General features: G+C 52.3%; 16 protein-coding genes. 7 read left to right on the forward strand and 9 right to left on the reverse strand.

Annotation, left to right across the window (positions count from 1 at the left end):
• Positions 1-144: 144 nt before the first annotated feature.
• The 9 genes from AC4GL5_RS03120 to map all read right to left on the reverse strand — a co-directional run bounded on the left by AC4GL5_RS03120 (position 145) and on the right by map (position 11,625).
• Complete coding sequence (locus AC4GL5_RS03120; RefSeq protein ID WP_490381324.1) at positions 145-1,560, reverse strand: ABC transporter ATP-binding protein; 1,416 nt, start codon at positions 1,558-1,560, stop codon at positions 145-147.
• Positions 1,557-2,411: an ABC transporter permease gene (locus AC4GL5_RS03125; RefSeq protein ID WP_490381325.1), complete on the reverse strand. Its 855-nt coding sequence runs from the start codon at positions 2,409-2,411 to the stop codon at positions 1,557-1,559. Before AC4GL5_RS03125 ends, AC4GL5_RS03120 begins: the two co-directional genes overlap by 4 nt.
• On the reverse strand, positions 2,408-3,343 hold the full coding sequence (locus AC4GL5_RS03130; RefSeq protein ID WP_490381326.1) for an ABC transporter permease: 936 nt from the start codon (positions 3,341-3,343) through the stop codon (positions 2,408-2,410). Before AC4GL5_RS03130 ends, AC4GL5_RS03125 begins: the two co-directional genes overlap by 4 nt.
• Entirely contained in the window at positions 3,343-4,875 is a 1,533-nt protein-coding gene (locus AC4GL5_RS03135; protein WP_490381327.1) for an ABC transporter substrate-binding protein, read from the reverse strand. Before AC4GL5_RS03135 ends, AC4GL5_RS03130 begins: the two co-directional genes overlap by 1 nt.
• A gap of 250 nt (positions 4,876-5,125) precedes the next feature.
• Positions 5,126-6,166, reverse strand: a complete 1,041-nt coding sequence (dapD, locus tag AC4GL5_RS03140) for a 2,3,4,5-tetrahydropyridine-2,6-dicarboxylate N-succinyltransferase (protein ID WP_490381328.1) — start codon at positions 6,164-6,166, stop codon at positions 5,126-5,128.
• A 111-nt stretch (positions 6,167-6,277) separates the two neighbouring features.
• Positions 6,278-6,628 (reverse strand): ArsC family reductase, encoded by a 351-nt coding sequence (locus AC4GL5_RS03145; protein WP_490381329.1) that lies wholly within the window; start codon positions 6,626-6,628, stop codon positions 6,278-6,280.
• Positions 6,629-6,723: 95 nt separating this feature from the next.
• Entirely contained in the window at positions 6,724-7,920 is a 1,197-nt protein-coding gene (gene dapC / locus AC4GL5_RS03150) for a succinyldiaminopimelate transaminase (RefSeq protein WP_490381330.1), read from the reverse strand.
• Positions 7,921-8,142: 222 nt separating this feature from the next.
• Positions 8,143-10,836, reverse strand: coding sequence for a [protein-PII] uridylyltransferase (locus AC4GL5_RS03155; protein WP_490381331.1), 2,694 nt, complete (start codon positions 10,834-10,836; stop codon positions 8,143-8,145).
• 15 nt (positions 10,837-10,851) lie between these two features.
• Positions 10,852-11,625: a type I methionyl aminopeptidase gene (map, locus tag AC4GL5_RS03160; protein WP_490381332.1), complete on the reverse strand. Its 774-nt coding sequence runs from the start codon at positions 11,623-11,625 to the stop codon at positions 10,852-10,854.
• 413 nt (positions 11,626-12,038) lie between these two features.
• Between map and rpsB the strand changes: the two genes are divergently transcribed.
• The 7 genes from rpsB (at position 12,039) to ispC (ending at position 18,005) form a co-directional block, all read left to right on the forward strand.
• The gene (gene rpsB / locus AC4GL5_RS03165) at positions 12,039-12,770 is read left to right on the forward strand and encodes a 30S ribosomal protein S2 (protein ID WP_490381333.1); all 732 of its coding nucleotides are present in this window, start codon (positions 12,039-12,041) and stop codon (positions 12,768-12,770) included.
• 141 nt (positions 12,771-12,911) lie between these two features.
• On the forward strand, positions 12,912-13,775 hold the full coding sequence (tsf, locus tag AC4GL5_RS03170; RefSeq protein ID WP_490381334.1) for a translation elongation factor Ts: 864 nt from the start codon (positions 12,912-12,914) through the stop codon (positions 13,773-13,775).
• 121 nt (positions 13,776-13,896) lie between these two features.
• Positions 13,897-14,622: a UMP kinase gene (gene pyrH / locus AC4GL5_RS03175; protein WP_490381335.1), complete on the forward strand. Its 726-nt coding sequence runs from the start codon at positions 13,897-13,899 to the stop codon at positions 14,620-14,622.
• Positions 14,623-14,632: 10 nt separating this feature from the next.
• Entirely contained in the window at positions 14,633-15,190 is a 558-nt protein-coding gene (gene frr / locus AC4GL5_RS03180) for a ribosome recycling factor (protein WP_490381405.1), read from the forward strand.
• A 49-nt stretch (positions 15,191-15,239) separates the two neighbouring features.
• On the forward strand, positions 15,240-15,986 hold the full coding sequence (gene uppS / locus AC4GL5_RS03185; protein WP_490381336.1) for an undecaprenyl pyrophosphate synthase: 747 nt from the start codon (positions 15,240-15,242) through the stop codon (positions 15,984-15,986).
• A complete protein-coding gene (locus AC4GL5_RS03190) occupies positions 15,979-16,794 on the forward strand; it encodes a phosphatidate cytidylyltransferase (protein ID WP_490381337.1) in 816 nt (271 codons plus the stop codon). The genes uppS and AC4GL5_RS03190 overlap by 8 nt, the downstream gene beginning before the upstream one ends.
• The gene (ispC, locus tag AC4GL5_RS03195; protein WP_490381338.1) at positions 16,791-18,005 is read left to right on the forward strand and encodes a 1-deoxy-D-xylulose-5-phosphate reductoisomerase; all 1,215 of its coding nucleotides are present in this window, start codon (positions 16,791-16,793) and stop codon (positions 18,003-18,005) included. Before AC4GL5_RS03190 ends, ispC begins: the two co-directional genes overlap by 4 nt.

An 18,005-nucleotide genomic window follows, 5' to 3' on the forward strand; every position in this document is an offset into this window, starting at 1 on the left:
TTACTGCTGACGCTGAATGTGAGAAAGAGATTATTAATTTTAAGTGTTTAATTGATCTTGATTATCACCCTGAAAAGGGAGAGCACTGACAAAGCAGCCGAAGCTGTTTTGTCAGTGGTTTTCAGGATTTGCTCTGGTGGCTGATTAGGCTGACAAGCGAATGACCCGATCACAGCGTTTCTCGATTAATGCCGGGTCATGGCTGACCAGCATAATGCCGCAGCCACTTTCGCGGGCCATATCGACAATCAGCTGGCTAACCTCCATGGTGGTGATGGGATCAAGACGGGAAGTCGGCTCATCAGCAAACAGAAACACGGGGGCCAGCAGCAGTGCCCGTAGCAGGCAAAAACGCTGCAGTTCTCCTCCGGAGACCTTACCGGCATTCCGGTTGAGAAGTTCAGCACTTAGCCCCAGGCGCTCCATCAGGGGGGGGATACGGTTCGTTTGAATCCCATGCCGCTTGACCAGATCATTCAGCAGCGTACCCAGTGTGACGGCATGAGAGACTGCTGCAGTTGGGTCCTGATACAGCTTTTGCCAGCGGTGCTGCTCGCCCGTGTGATGGCGCTCAATTGTTCCGGCACTGATTGGGTTTAATCCCAGAAGCGTATCGCCCAATGTGCTTTTGCCACAGCCGCTGTCCCCCACCACTCCGACGACTTCACCCTTGTGCAGGTCAAAATTCAGCTGCTCAATCAGCGTGTTATGGCCTCTCCCGATGGAGAGATCTCTGGCGCTGATGACCCGGCTGGATTGGCTTTGTTTATCCGTTGTGGCTGAGACAACCCGGTTGCCTGATGCCTCTGGTTGCGGCCAGTTCAGGGGATCGGCGGCAATCAACTTTTGCGTATATTCATGTTGCGGGTTATTGAGAATCTGCTGGGCATCGCCTTCTTCCAGTAGCTCGCCTTCTTTCATCACCATCATGCGGCCCCCGATCTGACGGGCTACTGCCACATCGTGGGTAATGGTGATCAGACCACCCTGCTCGGATTGTGATAACAGCTGCTGTACCACGGTATCCCGCCGGGAAACATCCAGGCCTTTGGTTGGCTCATCCGCCAGTAAAACAGGGGCTCCGCTGGCCATGGCGCAGGAGATCGCGACCCGTTGCGCCATCCCGCCTGATAACTGATCAACCCGCTTCTCACCACTGGCCTGCAGACCCTGCTGCATCAGTGCCTGTTCAGCGCTTTGCTGGGCGGCTTGCTTGGACTGGCCAACCACCAGCTGATAGGTCTTGGCCAGGTGCTTTTTGGCACTCATTAAGGGGTCCAGTGAGTTCCAGGGCTCTTGGGGCAAGATACTCAGCTGTTTGCCCCATAGCGCCTGCCGCTGCCGGGTGTTGACGGATTGACCAAACAGCTGTAACTCCCCATGACTGCTAAGATCTCTGGGAAGATTCCCCATAATTGCCTGTGCCAGAAGACTCTTGCCTGATCCGGTCTGACCCAGAATCGTCAGACGTTCCCCGGCATGCAGTTGAACACTAATGGGAGACAGCAGGCACTTATCACCCGCGTAAACCGATAACTGCTGCGTTTTAATTAAGCTCACTGTGCTGCCCCTTTATCATTTCCTTTCGCTATCAGATGACAGGCTAAGACGAGTAATGCCAGTAGCCCCAATGGCTGGGCAAGCAGCCAGGGCGCTTCGCTGTAGTGAGGGAAAAGCTCAACGATCATTTGTCCCAGCTCTGCTGTCGGTGGCTGAATACCCACATAGATAAAGCCAAGGGATGCCATCATCAGTACCGCGTTGGCTGCCCCGAAGGCTGCAATGGTAAACAGTTGCGGAAAGATGGCTGGCCAGTAATGGCGTCGGAACAGATACCAGCCATCAAATCCCATTAATCTGGAAGCCTGTACCTCAGGTGACTGCACCAGACGCTGGGTGATAGCCCGCGTGACGCGAAAATACTCGATCCACTGAATGAGAGAGATCGCGATATACATAATCAGAAATGAGCCGGGCACGATAGCGGCAAAGATAAGCACCAGCACCAGTCCGGGCAGAGCCAGAATCATGGATACGACGCCATCCAGCATCCGATCCAGCCAGGGAGACGATGTTGCCGCGAGAACCCCCAAAGTAACGCCGATTACCGAGGCGGTCAGCACGCATACTGCTGCCATCATCAGTGATAGCTGCAGAGCATCCGCCAGACGAATCCACATATTGCGGCCAAAATGATCGGTTCCGAGCCAGTACTCAGCGTTAGGCGCCGCAAGGATCGCGCTCAGATTCTGCGAGTAGCCATCACCCTCAACCAGCAAAGGTCCCAGAGTGGCATAAAGAACCAGTACGAGCAGGATAGTAAGACCGCTGCGTTGAGCCAGAGTGAATGAGTCTAACTTTGGCAGCAAAGCTGGCGATGCTGGCATCGTGGCAGAGATTGTTTTATTCATGCGAGGCGTCCTCCCCGTGGGTCGAGGTAGTAGCAGGTAATATCCACCAGTGTATTCATCACTACAAACAGCATGCCCATCATGAGCGCGGCTCCCTGAATAACCGGGATATCGCGGGCAAAAATGGCGTGGGCCAGGCCGTGTCCTATGCCGGGCCAGGAGAACAGGGATTCCACCATGACCACACCTTCGATCAGCATCACCAGCTGCACGCCAAAGAAGGCCACGACCGGTACCGCGATATTGCGCATACCGTGGTGGCGGAAGGCCTGCCAGGGGGTAAAGCCTTTAGTACGGGCGAACTCAAAAAACTCACTGTTAAATACCCGTCTGGCTTCTGTATTGACCACCCGGTTGGATACCGCTGCGAGTGTTAGCGCCAGAGTTAATGCCGGTAAAACCAGATGAGCAGGGGTGCCAAAACCGGCCACCGGAAACAGCTGCCATTCCAGAGCGAAGACAATCATGGTCAGCAGACCAACGACAAACACAGGTACAGCGCGCATAGCGGTAGAGTAGGCCAGTAGCAGACGATCCAGCCAACCGCCCCAATAAGCACTGGCAAGCCCCAGAGGAATGGCGATTGCCGCCGCAAGCAATGTGCCGGCTAATGCCAGCAGTACCGAGTGTTGCAGCATGTGCCAGATCTCGTGACTTACCGGACCACCGCTCACCAGAGAGTTACCCAGATTCCAGGTTAAAAGATCGATCAGCCATTGACCGTAAGCACTGAAAGCACCCTGGTCCAGTCCAAGCTCAGCCCGAACCAGATCGGCTGCATTAGAGTCAACCGCATCCATTCCGTAGCGTCCGGCTGCGATACGATAAGCCATATCTCCCGGTAAAGAGCGCATCAGAATAAAAGTCAGCGTGCCAACGCCCCAGGAGACCGCCAGCAGTTGCAATAAACGTCGTACTAACAAGGCTGCCATTATTTTTTCCACTGCAGTTCATTCAGGAAATAGCTGCGCTCATAAGGGTCAAAGCGAAAACCCTCAATACGTTTGTTGATCGCTGTTCTTTGCACGTAGGAGGCGATAGCAATTAACGGTTTTTCCTGATAGATCGCTTGTGCCACCTGCTGAGCTTTCTGGCGATACTGTGCAGGATCGGTTTCCTGTACCAGTGTGTTCAGCGTTTGTTGAATATCTGAATTCGACCAGTTCATGCTGCCCCAGTCACCGCCATCAGCGTTGCCAAAATCTTTGACGATGATGCCCAGAGGATCAGCAATAGTGCCGAAGTTACGGGCGATCAGGGCTGTTTCAAGGGAGCCGTCTTTGTGCCCGGCCGGTATCGAGCTGGAACTGGTGATAGAGACGTTAAGCTTTACGCCCAGACGTTTCCATTGGTCCTGCACTGCGGTTGCAACCGTCACCAGCTCAGGTCGATCTGCGTAGGTGATAAGGTCAAGCTCGAAACGTTGCCCTGCTTTCTCTAACCAGCCTTCGTCATTTTTCGTCCAGCCTTGAGCGCTCAGCAGTGACTTGGCTTTATCCAGATCCTGCTTAACGGAGGTGTTTTTGACATGCCAGTTCGACATGTAGGATGGCAATAGCTGAGCGGTTGCGGCTTCTTTACTGCGTAGTACCGCAGCGGCTATACCGGTTCGGTTTATCGCCAGACTCAGTGCTTCACGGTTGTCCTGCTCAGCCAGAAGCGGGTGGGCCAGGTTCAGCTTAACGGCTAAGGTGCGTGGCAGGTCGCTACGCAGGATATTCAGGTGGGGCAATCGCTTGAGGGTGGGCACAGAGGCGGGGTCCAACCCGAAGATAATATCGCCTTCACCACTACGGGCCTGAAGAACACGGGTTTCAGCCCGGTGCCCTGTCAGATAGCTGGCGTATTCAATACTGGCTTTTTGGCCCCAGTAATCATCAAAGCGCTCCACTACGAGTTTGTGAGGTGTGACAACTTCATAGGCGGAGAAAGGGCCGGTGCCGATTAAGGTTACAACATTGCCTTCTTTGTCATAGGCTTTCTCTGACATAATCGCGGTGGAGTAGTTGGCCAGAATTGCACCCAAAGGACTGTAGGGGGAAGAGAGCGTCACCCGTAGTTTGTTGTGACCGATTGGATCGACCGCTGTGATGGGGGCTCCCTGCATCAGGCTGGGTTTTGTCCGGGCGATATTCAGGCTGTTGGCCACATCTTTTGCGGTCATTGTGCTGCCATTATGAAACCGCACTCCCTTACGCAGATCGAACTCCCAAACCGTGCCGTTTTCTTTTATCTGCCAGGCGGTTGCCAGTGCAGGTTGCAGGTTGCCTTTCTCATCCACATTTAACAGCGTTTCCAGCACCTGCATACGGGTGAAAACATAACCCCGGCGGGTTGGGTCAAGGCTGGAGAATTCAAATGCGGCCTTAACCGCTACCGTGTTATCTGCAGTAGGCTCGGCAAGGGCTGGGACAGAGAATAGCAGTGCGCTGGTAATACTCAGCGCGGAGAAGGTCTTCAGCATTTGATCGGTTTCCTTTGCGTGGCTGGTGAAAAGCTGCAAATGATATGTTGTAACATATCTCACGTAAACCGATTAATTTTGAATTGAATTACAGGAGCTTGGGCTCTTTTCATTTCTGAAGCAGATGGAGGGGGAACGATGGCTTGTGCGAATGGAGGGGATGGGGCCTGAGCGTTGTTTGAGCAGGATCTGTGCATAAAAAAAGCGGCCGAAGCCGCTTTTCTGATACACGCCGAATACTCAGTGAAACTTAGTTGTTGGCGTGCAGTGCTTCGTTCAGCTCAATCGCGGTTTTGTTGGTCAGACATTCAACCGCACCGGTCTGGGAGTTGCGACGGAACAGCAGATCATCTTTGTTCGCCAGATCGCGGGCGCGGGCTACTTCAGCCAACTCACCATTGCCTTCCAGTACGTTTACTTTAGAACCGGCGGTAATGTACAGACCCGCTTCAACGGTACAGCGGTTACCCAGAGGAATGCCGATACCGGCGTTTGCACCCAACAGGCAGCCTTCGCCGACGGAGATGATGATGTTGCCGCCACCGGACAGAGTACCCATAGTGGAGCAACCGCCACCCAGATCGGAACCTTTACCAACCATAACGCCAGCGGAGATACGGCCTTCGATCATGCCCGGGCCTTCAGTTCCGGCGTTAAAGTTCACAAAACCTTCATGCATGATGGTGGTGCCTTCACCCAGGTAGGCACCCAGACGTACACGAGCGGTATCCGCAACGCGAACACCGGCCGGAACCACGTAATCGGTCATTTTCGGGAATTTGTCTACGCAATCGACAGAGATGGTCTGGCCGTTCAGACGAGCCTGCAGCTGGCGCTGTGGCAGTTCGGTCAGATCGATTGCGCCTTCGCTGGTCCAGGCAACGTTAGGCAGCAGGCCGAACATGCCAGTCAGGTTGGTGCCGTGTGGCTTAACCAGACGGTGAGACAGCAGATGCAGCTTCAGGTAAACCTCAGCAACCGACTTAGGATCGGTGTCTTCTTCGATGAAGGTCGCAACCAAAGGACGCTTGCTGTCAGCCAGAGACGCAACCAGGGCTGCTTGCTCTGCTTCGCCGGCGGCTTTCAGGGCTTCGGCCAAAGCTGCCGCTTTATCGCTGGCAAATTCAATCGCCTGATTGCCGCCCTGATAACCCAGGGTATCGATAACGGCTTCGATCAGGCTAACAGGCGGGTTAAGCAGAGGTTGTGCGTAAAAGACTTCCAGCCATTCGCCTTTGTTGTTCTGAGTACCAACGCCAAAGCCAAAGCTGAAAAAAGGTGATGCAGTCATGTTAACTCCCGAAGAGGTCGAGACAGCAGGGCTGCCTTATATAAAATTTATGATGAAAAGGTATAGGGTTTTATCTGATTCAGAGAATCAATGGGTTGTCGGTGTGGTCACTTACAGGCCAAAAAAAACCTGATAGTCCGCATCCTTAAACCCGGTTTTAAACTGGTCGTCTTTAGCCAGAACAGGGCGCTTCACCAGCGTTGGGCTGGCCAGCATCAGTTTGATCGCTTTTGCCTGATCCAGATCTTCTTTGTCAGCGGCATCCAGTGCCCGCCAGCTGGTGCTGCGTTTGTTCAGTACCTGTTCCCAGCCCAGCGCGTCACACCATAGGGTCAGGTCGGATTCGCTCAGGCCGTCTTTACGGAAGTCATGAAACTGATAGTCCAGCTGGTTGTTTTCCAGCCAGGTACGGGCTTTTTTGACTGTATCGCAGTTGGGGATACCGTACAGCGTCAGGGGCATTAGCGGCCTCGTCGTTTGATGGTTATAGGCTTGTGGCATTCAGCGGTGTATCTGCTGAATGCCGGTATTACATTATCCGTACCGCGTCACAGCTCTCAGAGCGATTCTACAAAGCGGCGAATACGCTGAGCGGCTTCAACACACTCGTCCATAGTAGCGACCAGCGCCATACGCACCCGGTTGCTGCCGGGGTTCTGGCCGTCGATGGTGCGGGACAGATAGCTGCCCGGTAGGACGGTGACGTTTTGCTGCTCAAACAGTTTCTGCGCAAAGTCTTCTTCGTTAATCGGCGTTTCCGGCCACAGATAGAAGCTGGCCTCCGGCAGTTCAAAGTTGAGTACCGGTTTCAGGATCTCTCCAACGCGCTCGAACTTCTCGGTGTACACCGCACGGTTGGCGACGGTGTGATCTTCGTCGTTCCAGGCTTCGATACTGGCCAGCTGGTGCTGAACCGGCATGGAGCAACCGTGGTAGGTACGGTAGAGCAGGAATTTCTGCATCAGTTCCGCTTCACCAGCGATAAAGCCGGAACGCAGACCCGGCAGGTTAGAGCGTTTCGACAGACTGTGGAAAACCATGCAGTTTTTGTAGTCGTCACGACCCAGCTCGGCACAGGCCTGCAGCAGACCCGGAGGGGGTGTCTGCTCGTCGAAATAGATTTCGGAGTAGCACTCGTCGGAGGCGATCACAAAGTCATACTGGTCCGACAACGCGATCAGCTTTTTCAGAACATCCAGACCGACAACGGCACCGGTTGGGTTGCCCGGGCTGCACAGGAACAGCAGCTGGGTATTTTCCCAAACTTCGGCAGGTACGGCGTCGAAATCCGGAATAAAGCCGTTCTCAGCCAGACACGGCATAAAGTAGGGTTCGGCACCGGCCAGGTAAGCAGCACCTTCGTAGATCTGATAAAACGGATTTGGCGATGCAATAAGAGCACCGGGCTTACGCTCGATCAGTGCCTGAGTAAAAGCAAAGATCGCTTCGCGGGTGCCGTTAACCGGCAGAACATGATCTTCTGCGGTCAGGGTGTCGGGTTTCAGAATAAAACGGCGCTGACACCAGTGAGCGATCGCCTCACGCAGTTCCGGCAGCCCCTTGGTGGTCGGGTAGTTGCTGATGCGGTTCAGGTTATGGCGCAGGCTGTTGAGCACAAATTCCGGTGCCGGATGACGGGGCTCACCGATAGACAGTGCGATATGTTCCAGGTCAGATGGCGGTGTTACCTGAGCTTTCAGGGCTGTCAGCTTCTCAAAAGGGTAGGGCTGTAATCGGTTCAGATCTGGATTCATACCGGCTTCCGTCATCAGGGTATTTATTTGGCCGACCATTATAATCAAGGGTGTCAGAGCGGACAAACCCGCGGCGGCGATTAACAGGTTGAGAGAATTCTATTTTTGGTTTGATCCTGCCGGTTGTGGTGACCGAAAGGAGATCTCTGTGTTGCCTGGGCACAATAAAAGAGGCAACAAAAAAGCGATCCGAAGATCGCTTTCAGGCGGATAGCCGTGTTGTCAGTGGCCGTTGGTCACCTGCTCGTCCAGATCGTGACAGATGCGGGTTCTCAGTTTCTCGCACAGGTCTGGATCACTGATTGGTCCCAGTGTGCGGTCGGTGATCACGAAGATATCTTCTACCCGCTCACCAAGGGTAATAATCTTGGCGGAGAGAATGTTGATATCCATCTCGACAAAGATACGGCCGATCCGGGCCAGCAGTCCCGGACGATCCGGTGTGATCACTTCCAGCGTGGTACGATGGCTGATCGGGTCATTGCTGATAATCACCTGAGTTGGCATGGTGAAATGCTTCAGCTGGCGCGGTGTTCGGCGCTGAACGATTTCGCTGTAGTCTGCGGGATCATCCAGCTCTTCAATCAGAACATGCTTGATCTCTTCGATGCGGGCTTCATCCCGAATCGGTTCGTCATTACTTTCCAGCACGATATAGGTATCCAGCGAATAACCATTGCTGGAGGTGCTGATGCGGGAGTCATGAATATTCAGCCCCAGCTGCTCCATGGCGGCCACGGTGGCAGCAAACAGGTGATCCTGCTCTTTGGTGTAGATAAAGATTTTGGTGCCGCCAACCTGTTCCACTTTCTTCGGATTGGTGACCAGAACCAGCGGCATATCCGGTTCTTTATGATCGAGAATCTGCTCGGTCTGGAAGGCGATCTCCCGGGCGCTGTCCTGCAGGAAATACTCCTCACCTAACAGGTTCCACAGTGGCCAGATACGGGTTTCTTCCACGCCCCATTTTCTCAGCAGCACCAGTGCGTCCTGTTGGGTTTCTTCAACCCATTCCTGACGATCAATCGGGTTTTCAAGCCCACGGCGCAGGGCACGTTTACTCTCAACATAGAGCTGCTGAAGCAGGGTCGCCCGCCAGCTGTTCCAGAGGTTGGGGTTGGTGGCGTTGATATCGGCAACGGTCAGAATGTAAAGATAATCCAGACGGGTTTCATCCCGCACCGTCATGACAAACTCCTGAATCACTTCAGGGTCAGAAATATCTTTTTTCTGAGCGGTCATCGACATCAGCAGGTGATGTTCCACCAGCCAGCTGACCAGACGGGCGTCATGCTTGCTCAGGTGGTGGCGCTCACAGAACTGGAGCACATCTTTAGCGCCCAGTTCGGAATGGTCGCCGCCCCGGCCTTTGCCGATATCGTGATAAAGACCGGCGATATAAGCCAGTTCACGTTTCGGCAGGCGGTGGAAAATCTGTGCGGCAAACGGAAACTCTTTACGTGCCTCTTCTTTCTGGAAGCGGTGCATAAATTTCAGCAGTAGCAGCGTATGGGCATCCACGGTGTAGATGTGGAACAGGTCATGCTGCATCAGACCGATGGCATAACCGAACTCCGGCAGATACTTACCCAGAATGCCGTAACGACTCATGCGGCGCAGCTGACGGGCAACATTGCCGGGGCTGCGCAGCAGCTCCATAAAGAGTGAGGAGTGGCGGATATCCTGACGGAAGCTCTCGTCGATCAGGTGACGGTTGTCCCGTAACAGGCGAATAGTGGAGGCCCGGACGCTTTCAATCTGAGGGTTTTGCGCCATCAGCAGGAAAATTTCCAGCAGGGCAAACGGGTTATTCTCAAAGACGCGGCTATGGGTGGCTTCGATCTTATGGTTTACGATCTGGAAGCGTTTGTTGAGAATCTCAACTTTGGCTTCATGCTGAGATTGCAGGATCGCATCGTCAAAGTGCTGCATCAGCACGTCGTTCAGTTCCGTCAGCGACATCACGACACGGTAGTAGCGGCGCATAAACTGCTCAACGGCCAGGCGTTCGTCGTTATCGGCATAACCGAACAGTTCCGCGAGGGTGCGCTGATGGTCAAACAGCAGGCGGTCTTCTGCTCGTTTGGCTGTCATGTGCAGGGCGTAACGTACCTGCCAGAGAAACGCCTGTCCCTGTTCCATGATGCGTACTTCAGACTCAGTCAGAAAACCTTCACGCATCAGGCCTTCAAGGGTGTGGGTGCCGAAATGACGTTTGGCCACCCAGCCGATCATCTGAATATCCCTTAAGCCGCCCGGTGACGATTTGATGTTGGGCTCAAGGTTGTATTCGTTGTTGTCGTACTTGTAGTGGCGCTTGATCTGTTCCTGCCACTTGGCTTCGAAGAACTCGCTGGTGCTCCACATGTGATCCGTGCCCAGGCGTTCTACCATCTCTTCACGCAGGCTGTCCGGGCCGACCAGGGTACGGTTTTCCAGCAGGTTGGTCGCCACGGTGATATCGGCCTTTGCTTCCCGTTCACAATCTGAGAGGGAGCGTACGCTGTGACCAATATCCAGACTGATATCCCACATAAAGGTGATCAGGCGTTCAAGGCTGTCACGATAAGGGGTGTCGTCGTCGTCACGGAGCAGGATAAGGAGGTCGATATCGGAATGGGGATGCAGTTCGCCACGGCCATAACCTCCCACCGCCAACAGGCTGATGTTGTTATCGGGCCAGTCAAACTGCTCCCAGACCACGCTTAACAGCTGATCGATAAACCAGGCCCGGCCATGGACCAGGTCCCGGATATCGGCACCATCTAAAAAGCGTTGGTCCAGTTTGTCCTGAACACCCTGAATGGTTTGTTTAAAGAGGCTAATAGAGGATTTAGCCTCAGCCAGCTGCTGTTTAAAGGCGTGTTTGTTAAACAGTGATGGGTCTGGTTCAAACTCATAGGGTGTCAGTGGCATGGGAGCGTCCGTATGTTACAGATCAGTTTCTTCTTTTCTCAGGGTCAGAATTTCACAACCATCTTTGGTGACCAGAATGGTGTGCTCATACTGAGCTGATAAACTACGATCTTTTGTCACGACAGTCCATTCGTCTTTTAACACTTTGCAGTGACGCTTCCCGGCATTGATCATGGGTTCAATAGTAAATGTCATGCCTTCGACCAGCTTCATGCCGGTTCCGGCCTTGCCGTAGTGCACTACTTGAGGATCTTCGTGGAAACCTTTGCCGATGCCGTGGCCACAATATTCACGGACGACTGAGAAGCCGCTGGATTCTGCGTGCTTCTGAATAATTTCACCGATATCACCCAGCGTCGTGCCCGGTTTTACAATACGTAGTGCCTTATAGAGACACTCCTGAGTCACCTGACACAGGCGACGGGCCTGAATCTTGGCCTCGCCAATGATAAACATCTTACTGGTGTCACCATGGTAGCCGTCCTTAATCACGGTGATATCGATGTTGATGATGTCGCCGTTTTTCAGCACCTTGCTTTCGCTTGGGATGCCGTGACAGATCACCTGATTCACAGAGGTACAGATCGACTTGGGAAAACCGTGGTAGTTAAGCGGGGCGGGGATGGCATCCAGGTCGTTGACGATATAGTCGTGACAGATACGGTTCAGCTCTTCGGTGCTGACACCCGCTTTCACGTGAGGCTCTATCATTTCCAGAACTTCTGCAGCCATTCGGCCGGCCACACGCATTTTTTCAATTTCTTCGGGTGTTTTGATAATTGCAGTCATATCGGATCTATTTTGCCATCAGTTCAGGTAGATATTTGCTGAAATGGTAACGTGTATTGGAGATGGGTGGGAGTGGCTGAACCGGATAAAATTAAAAAATTGACTCTTTCTGTCGGAATTATATTCATAGCCTGCAGGCTTAGCGGGAAAAAATCGCCGATTTCTATAGCTTTCTTTATATTAAACTTGTTCTGTGATATAAAGCCGCGCGCCTATATGCAAACTGTGTCCTGCTTTGTTTGAGTGTTACTCAGATAGTTGGCCTGATGCATTTGTTTATAACGCACCTAAATTATCTAAACGACACACACACACCGGCACGTAGTTCTGGGTGCCTAGAGAAAGCTTTATGCTTTTGACGGGTTGGATTATGGGGTGTGTGGAGGTTTAACCCTAAATTTCTAGGAGTCAAAATGTCTCAAGTTTCTATGCGTGATCTGCTGAAAGCAGGTGCTCACTTCGGTCACCAGACCCGTTACTGGAACCCGAAAATGTCTAAATTCATTTTCGGTGCTCGTAACAAGATCCATATCATCAACCTGGAGCACACTGTTCCTGCGCTGAATGATGCTCTGTCTTTTGTTGAGAAGCTGTCTTCCGGCAAAAACAAGGTTCTGTTTGTTGGTACTAAACGTGCTGCAAGCAAAGTGATCAAAGAAGAAGCAGCTCGCGCTGGCATGCCATACGTAAACCACCGCTGGTTGGGTGGTATGCTGACTAACTACAAGACTATCCGCCAGTCTATCCGCCGTTTCCGTGATCTGGAAGCGATGCAGAATGATGGCACGTTCGAAAAGCTGACCAAGAAAGAGGTTCTGATGAACACTCGTGAAATGGCTAAGCTGGAACGTTCTATCGGTGGTATCAAAGATATGGGTGGTCTGCCGGACGCTCTGTTCGTAATCGACGTTGACCACGAGCGTATCGCGATCAATGAAGCGAACAAACTGGGTATCCCTGTTATCGGTATCGTTGATACTAACAGCAACCCAGACGGTGTTGACTACGTTGTTCCTGGTAACGACGATGCGATCCGTGCGATTCAGATCTATGCACAGGGTGTTGCTAACGCTTGCCTGAAAGGCAAAGAAGGTAGCGCTGCTGAAGACGAATTCGTAGAAGTTAGCGAAGCGTCTGCAGAGTAATTTGACTGTTGGCGAATGCTGTCAGAGCGTCGTCATCTGCAGCCATTATTCTTAATGGCTGCAATAGTTAACTCTGCGAAGGGGGCGTAAGCCCCCTTTTGCAAATCCGGTTTTTCATATCAGATCAAGAGGTTATTCATCATGGCTGCAATCAGCGCATCTATGGTTAAAGAGCTGCGTGACCGCACGGGCTTAGGCATGCTGGAGTGCAAAAGCGCTCTGAAAGAAACAGACGGCAACATCGAGCTGGCAATTGAAAATCTGCGCAAATCAAGCGGCATGAAGGCGGCTAAAAAAGCTAGCCGTGTTGCAGCTGATGGTGCAGTGGCGACTAAAGTAGCGGCAGATGGCAGCTACGGTATCGTTCTGGAAGTGAACTCCGAGACTGACTTTGTTGCTCGTGACGATAACTTCAAAGGCTTTGTTCAGTCTGTTGCTGATAAAGTATTCGAAACTAAAGAAACTGATATCGCAGCTGTTATGGCTGGCGATCTGGAAGCAGCGCGTGAAGCTCTGGTTCAGAAAATCGGTGAAAACATCTCTGTTCGTCGTGCAGCTGTTGTTGAAGCTCCTGCTGGCGGTATCGTTGGTGAGTACGTTCACGGTGGCCGTATTGGTGTGCTGTCTGTACTGTCTGGCGCAAACGCAGAAGTTGCTAAAGATGTTGCTATGCACGCTGCAGCGGTTAATCCTCGTGTTGCTCGCCCTGAAGATATGCCAGAAGCAGAACTTCAGAAAGAGAAAGAGATCATCATGGCTCAACCTGATATGGATGGTAAGCCTGAAGAGATCAAAGAGAAGATGGCTGTTGGTCGTGTTAAGAAATTCCTGGCTGAAAACAGCCTGGTAGAACAAGCTTTCGTTAAAGATCCTTCTCAGACTGTTGGTGCTTTCGTTAAAGCGAATGGCGGCGAAGTACAGTCTTTCATCCGTTTTGAAGTGGGTGAAGGTATCGAGAAAGTTGAAGAAGACTTTGCAGAAGAAGTGCGTAAGCAACTGGCTTAATTCGCATTTTCGATGTAATTCAATGGCGTGTGTAGCTTAAGCTGCACGCGCCATTGTGCGATATGACACCCTGTTTTTACGCTCTGTTTATATAGATCCTTGCTTGCCGGAGACTGCCCAGATGCCAGCGAATGAAAAACCATCTCAGTACAAACGTATTCTTTTAAAGCTTAGCGGCGAAGCCCTGATGGGCGAGCAGAACTTCGGTATTGACCCTAAGGTTCTGAACCGGATGGCACTAGAGGTTGGGCAGCTGGTGGGTATCGGTGTTCAGGTTGGCCTGGTTATCGGTGGTGGTAACCTGTTTCGTGGCGCCGCCCTGAGTCAGGCGGGCCTGGATCGTGTGACCGGTGATCACATGGGGATGCTGGCGACCGTTATGAATGGTCTGGCGATGCGTGATGCCCTTGAACGTGCCAATATCCGCACCCGTGTCATGTCGGCAATTCCGATGAGTGGCGTGGTCGAACACTATGATCGCCGCAGTGCTATCCGTTATCTGAATACCGGAGATGTGGTAATCTTTAGCGCCGGAACCGGCAACCCGTTCTTTACCACAGATTCTGCCGCCTGCCTGCGCGGTATCGAAGTCGATGCTGATGTGGTGATTAAGGCCACTAAGGTGGACGGGGTTTATGATAAAGATCCGGTGAAATTCTCCGATGCGGTAAAATATGATCACTTAAGTTATGACAGCGTTCTGGAACAGAAGCTGGAAGTGATGGATCTGACCGCAATTTGTCTGGTTCGTGACCACAACAAACCGGTTCGTGTATTTGATATGAATAAGCCTGGCGCGCTGCTGAATCTGGTTGTAGGCGGTGACGAAGGCACACTAATTGACTGAGGAAACTTCCGTGATCAACGAAATTAAGACTGATGCAGAACAGCGGATGAAGAAGAGCCTGGAGTCTCTGACCACGGCTTTCGCTAAAATCCGTACCGGCCGTGCGCACCCAAGTATTCTGGATAGCGTATCGGTTGATTATTATGGCAATCCGACGCCTCTGAGTCAGGTTGCCAATATCAATGTTGAAGATGCGCGTACCCTGAGTATTCAGCCGTGGGAGCGTACTATGATTCAGGCGATTGAGAAGGCGATCATGACGTCTGATCTGGGTCTGAACCCAAGCACTGCAGGCACTGTGATTCGCGTTCCTATGCCGGCTCTGACGGAAGAAACCCGTAAGAACTTTATCCGTCAGGCGCGTCAGGAAGCGGAGAACGGTAAGATTGCGATCCGTAATATCCGTCGTGATGCTAATGGCTCTGTTAAAGATCTGCTGAAAGAAAAAGAGATCACAGAGGATGAAGAGCGTCGTGCAGAAGACGAGATTCAGAAGCTGACAGACAAATACGTTGCTGAAGCTGATACCTTGCTGGCAGCAAAAGAAAAAGATCTGATGCAGGTCTGATCCTCCTCCGCGCCCGCCGCTCAGGCGGGTGCCACTGTGTTGCCTATTCATGGATTCAAAAAAGCAAAAAAATACCCCTCGTCATATCGCTATCATTATGGATGGCAATAACCGCTGGGCAAGAAAGCGTTTTCTTCCGGGTATTGCCGGCCATAAAGCCGGTGCTGATGCGGTACGTGCGGTGATTCGTGGATGTGTTGACCAGGGCGTTGAGGTTTTGACGTTGTTCGCTTTCAGCAGCGAGAACTGGCAGCGGCCACAAAAAGAAGTGAATGCTCTGATGGAGTTGTTTTTACTCTCACTACGACGTGAGGTGAAAAAACTGCACAAGTACAATATCCGTTTGCATATTATCGGCGATAAGTCCGGTTTCTCTGATGAAATTCAGCTGGCGATTGCTGATGCTGAAGCTCTGACCGGGAATAACTCCGGCCTGCAGCTGAATATTGCGGCGAACTACGGTGGACGTTGGGATATTGTGAATACGGCGAAGGCATTGGCTCAGCAGGTTGCTGAGGGATCCCTGACACCGGAAGAGATCACAGAAGATCTGTTTAATCGTACGATCTCACTGGGCGATCTGCCGGCTCCGGATCTTTGTATCCGTACTGCAGGTGAGCAGCGAATCAGTAACTATCTGTTGTGGCAGTTTGCTTATAGTGAGTTTTATTACAGCCCTTTGTTGTGGCCTGATTTTAAAGAAAAAGCATTGGCTGAAGCCATTGATGATTTTGCCGGACGACAAAGGCGTTTTGGTAAGACCAGCGAACAAGTAGAAGGAAAAGCCGATGCTTAAACAGCGTGTATTAACCGCTTTGATTATGGCGCCTCTTGCGCTGTTTGGCCTGTTTGGCCTGCCTGTTGATTACTATATTTTATTTGTCTCCGGGATTGTTCTTGTGGGGAGCTGGGAGTGGGCAAACCTTTCCGGTTTATCCAACTCGGGGCGTCTGATTTATCCGGTCGTGATGGCACTTGCTCTGCTGGGACTTAACGATCTGCGTTCGCCGGATCTGGATCTCATTATTCTCTATGGTGCCGCCGTCGGTTGGGCTGCAGCCCTTTGGTTTGTGGTTCGATATCCTAAAAACTCCCTTTGGAAGTCTACTTCGGCCCGCTTGCTGATCGGCTTTGCTGTTCTGGTTCCTTGCTGGGTCGGCTTTGTCGAGCTGCGTACCAGTCTTTGGCTGGGTAAAGAGGCGCTGCTGTATATCCTTCTGCTTGTCTGGTGTGCGGATATCGGTGCATATTTTGCCGGCCGTCGCTTCGGTAAAGCCAAGTTAGCACCTAAGGTAAGCCCTGGTAAATCCTGGGCGGGTGTCTATGGTGGTTTGCTGGCAACAGCGTTGTTAGCTGTGATCTGTGCGCAATACTGGAACCTGAGTCAGAAAGAGATGCTGATTCTGCTGGCGGTTACCTTATTGGTAACAGCGGTGTCGGTGTTGGGTGATCTGTTTGAAAGTATGCTGAAGCGCCACCAAGGCATAAAGGACAGCAGTCAGCTGCTGCCGGGGCATGGCGGTATTATGGATCGTATTGACAGTCTCACGGCTGCCGTCCCTCTGTTTGTTCTGAGTCTGAAACTGACCGGATTGAGTTTATGAGTCAGCCGCAGACGATTACCTTGCTGGGTGCGACCGGCTCCATCGGTAGCAGTACTCTGGATATTGTGGCGCGACACCCGGACCGCTACCGGTTGTACGCCGTATCCGGATACCAGCGCATTAAAGAGTTGGCCGAGATCTGTCATCGCTTTTGCCCTGCCTACGCTGTGGTACCGGATGAGGCTTCAGCTGAACATCTGAGAACAGAGATTGCCGATTTAAAAACCGAGGTTCTGGTCGGATCATCGGCTCTTGGACAGGTGGCTGAAGCTTCTGAGGTTGATATTGTGGTGGCGGCTATTGTTGGTGCAGCAGGTCTTCTGCCAGCGCTGGCGGCGGTTAAGGCCGGTAAGCGTATTCTGCTGGCGAATAAAGAAGCCCTGGTCATGTCCGGCCAGCTGTTTATGGATGAGGTGAAGCGTTCCGGTGCTGAGCTTCTGCCGATTGATAGCGAGCATAATGCGATTTTTCAGTGTTTACCGGCTCAGGGAACACATTTTGATCAGGAGTCGCTACCCGCTTCAGGGGTTCATCAGATTCTGTTGACCGCCTCCGGTGGGCCGTTTCGTGGTTTCAGCAGCGATCAGCTGGCTCAGGTTACGCCGGAGCAGGCGGTGGCTCATCCTAACTGGTCCATGGGGCAGAAGATCTCGGTGGACTCAGCCAGCTTGATGAATAAAGGTCTGGAACTGATCGAAGCGTGCTGGCTGTTTTCAGTCAAGCCTGAGGCTATTCAGGTTGTTGTGCATCCGCAAAGTATTATCCACTCCATGGTGGCCTATAACGACGGTTCTGTGATTGCGCAGATGGGGAACCCTGATATGCGTACGCCGATCGCCTATGGTTTGGCCTGGCCGGAGCGTATTGATGCGGGTGTTAAGGCGCTGGATCTTTTTCAGGTCGCTCAGCTTAACTTTGAACCGGCTGATGAGGTGGCATTTCCCTGTCTGGCACTGGCGCGGCAGGCTTTCACCTTGGGTGGAACGGCTCCCGCCATCCTTAATGCCGCCAATGAGGTGGCCGTTCAGGCTTTTCTGGATCATCAGATCGGTTTTGAGCAGATCCCCGAATTATGTCGCTATGCCCTCGACAGTATCGCTGTCGAGCCGGCAGATTCACTGGAAGTGGTTCTGGCCAGTGACCGTAAGGCCCGTGAAATTAGCCTGCCTTACCTTGAACATTTATCGATGCATCGCGTCAAAGCGCAGTAA

Source organism: Oceanospirillum sp., assembly GCF_982874595.1.

Bases quoted from the DNA above. Each gene is read 5' to 3' on its own strand.
- tsf (WP_490381334.1), top strand. From the start codon at position 12,912: ATGGCTGCAATCAGCGCATCTATGGTTAAAGAGCTGCGTGACCGCACG.
- pyrH (WP_490381335.1), top strand. From the start codon at position 13,897: ATGCCAGCGAATGAAAAACCATCTCAGTACAAACGTATTCTTTTAAAG.
- map (WP_490381332.1), bottom strand. From the start codon at position 11,625: ATGACTGCAATTATCAAAACACCCGAAGAAATTGAAAAAATGCGTGTG.
- AC4GL5_RS03190 (WP_490381337.1), top strand. From the start codon at position 15,979: ATGCTTAAACAGCGTGTATTAACCGCTTTGATTATGGCGCCTCTTGCG.
- AC4GL5_RS03155 (WP_490381331.1), bottom strand. From the start codon at position 10,836: ATGCCACTGACACCCTATGAGTTTGAACCAGACCCATCACTGTTTAAC.
- ispC (WP_490381338.1), top strand. From the start codon at position 16,791: ATGAGTCAGCCGCAGACGATTACCTTGCTGGGTGCGACCGGCTCCATC.
- AC4GL5_RS03135 (WP_490381327.1), bottom strand. From the start codon at position 4,875: ATGCTGAAGACCTTCTCCGCGCTGAGTATTACCAGCGCACTGCTATTC.
- AC4GL5_RS03145 (WP_490381329.1), bottom strand. From the start codon at position 6,628: ATGCCCCTGACGCTGTACGGTATCCCCAACTGCGATACAGTCAAAAAA.
- uppS (WP_490381336.1), top strand. From the start codon at position 15,240: ATGGATTCAAAAAAGCAAAAAAATACCCCTCGTCATATCGCTATCATT.
- AC4GL5_RS03125 (WP_490381325.1), bottom strand. From the start codon at position 2,411: ATGAATAAAACAATCTCTGCCACGATGCCAGCATCGCCAGCTTTGCTG.
- rpsB (WP_490381333.1), top strand. From the start codon at position 12,039: ATGTCTCAAGTTTCTATGCGTGATCTGCTGAAAGCAGGTGCTCACTTC.
- AC4GL5_RS03130 (WP_490381326.1), bottom strand. From the start codon at position 3,343: ATGGCAGCCTTGTTAGTACGACGTTTATTGCAACTGCTGGCGGTCTCC.
- dapD (WP_490381328.1), bottom strand. From the start codon at position 6,166: ATGACTGCATCACCTTTTTTCAGCTTTGGCTTTGGCGTTGGTACTCAG.
- dapC (WP_490381330.1), bottom strand. From the start codon at position 7,920: ATGAATCCAGATCTGAACCGATTACAGCCCTACCCTTTTGAGAAGCTG.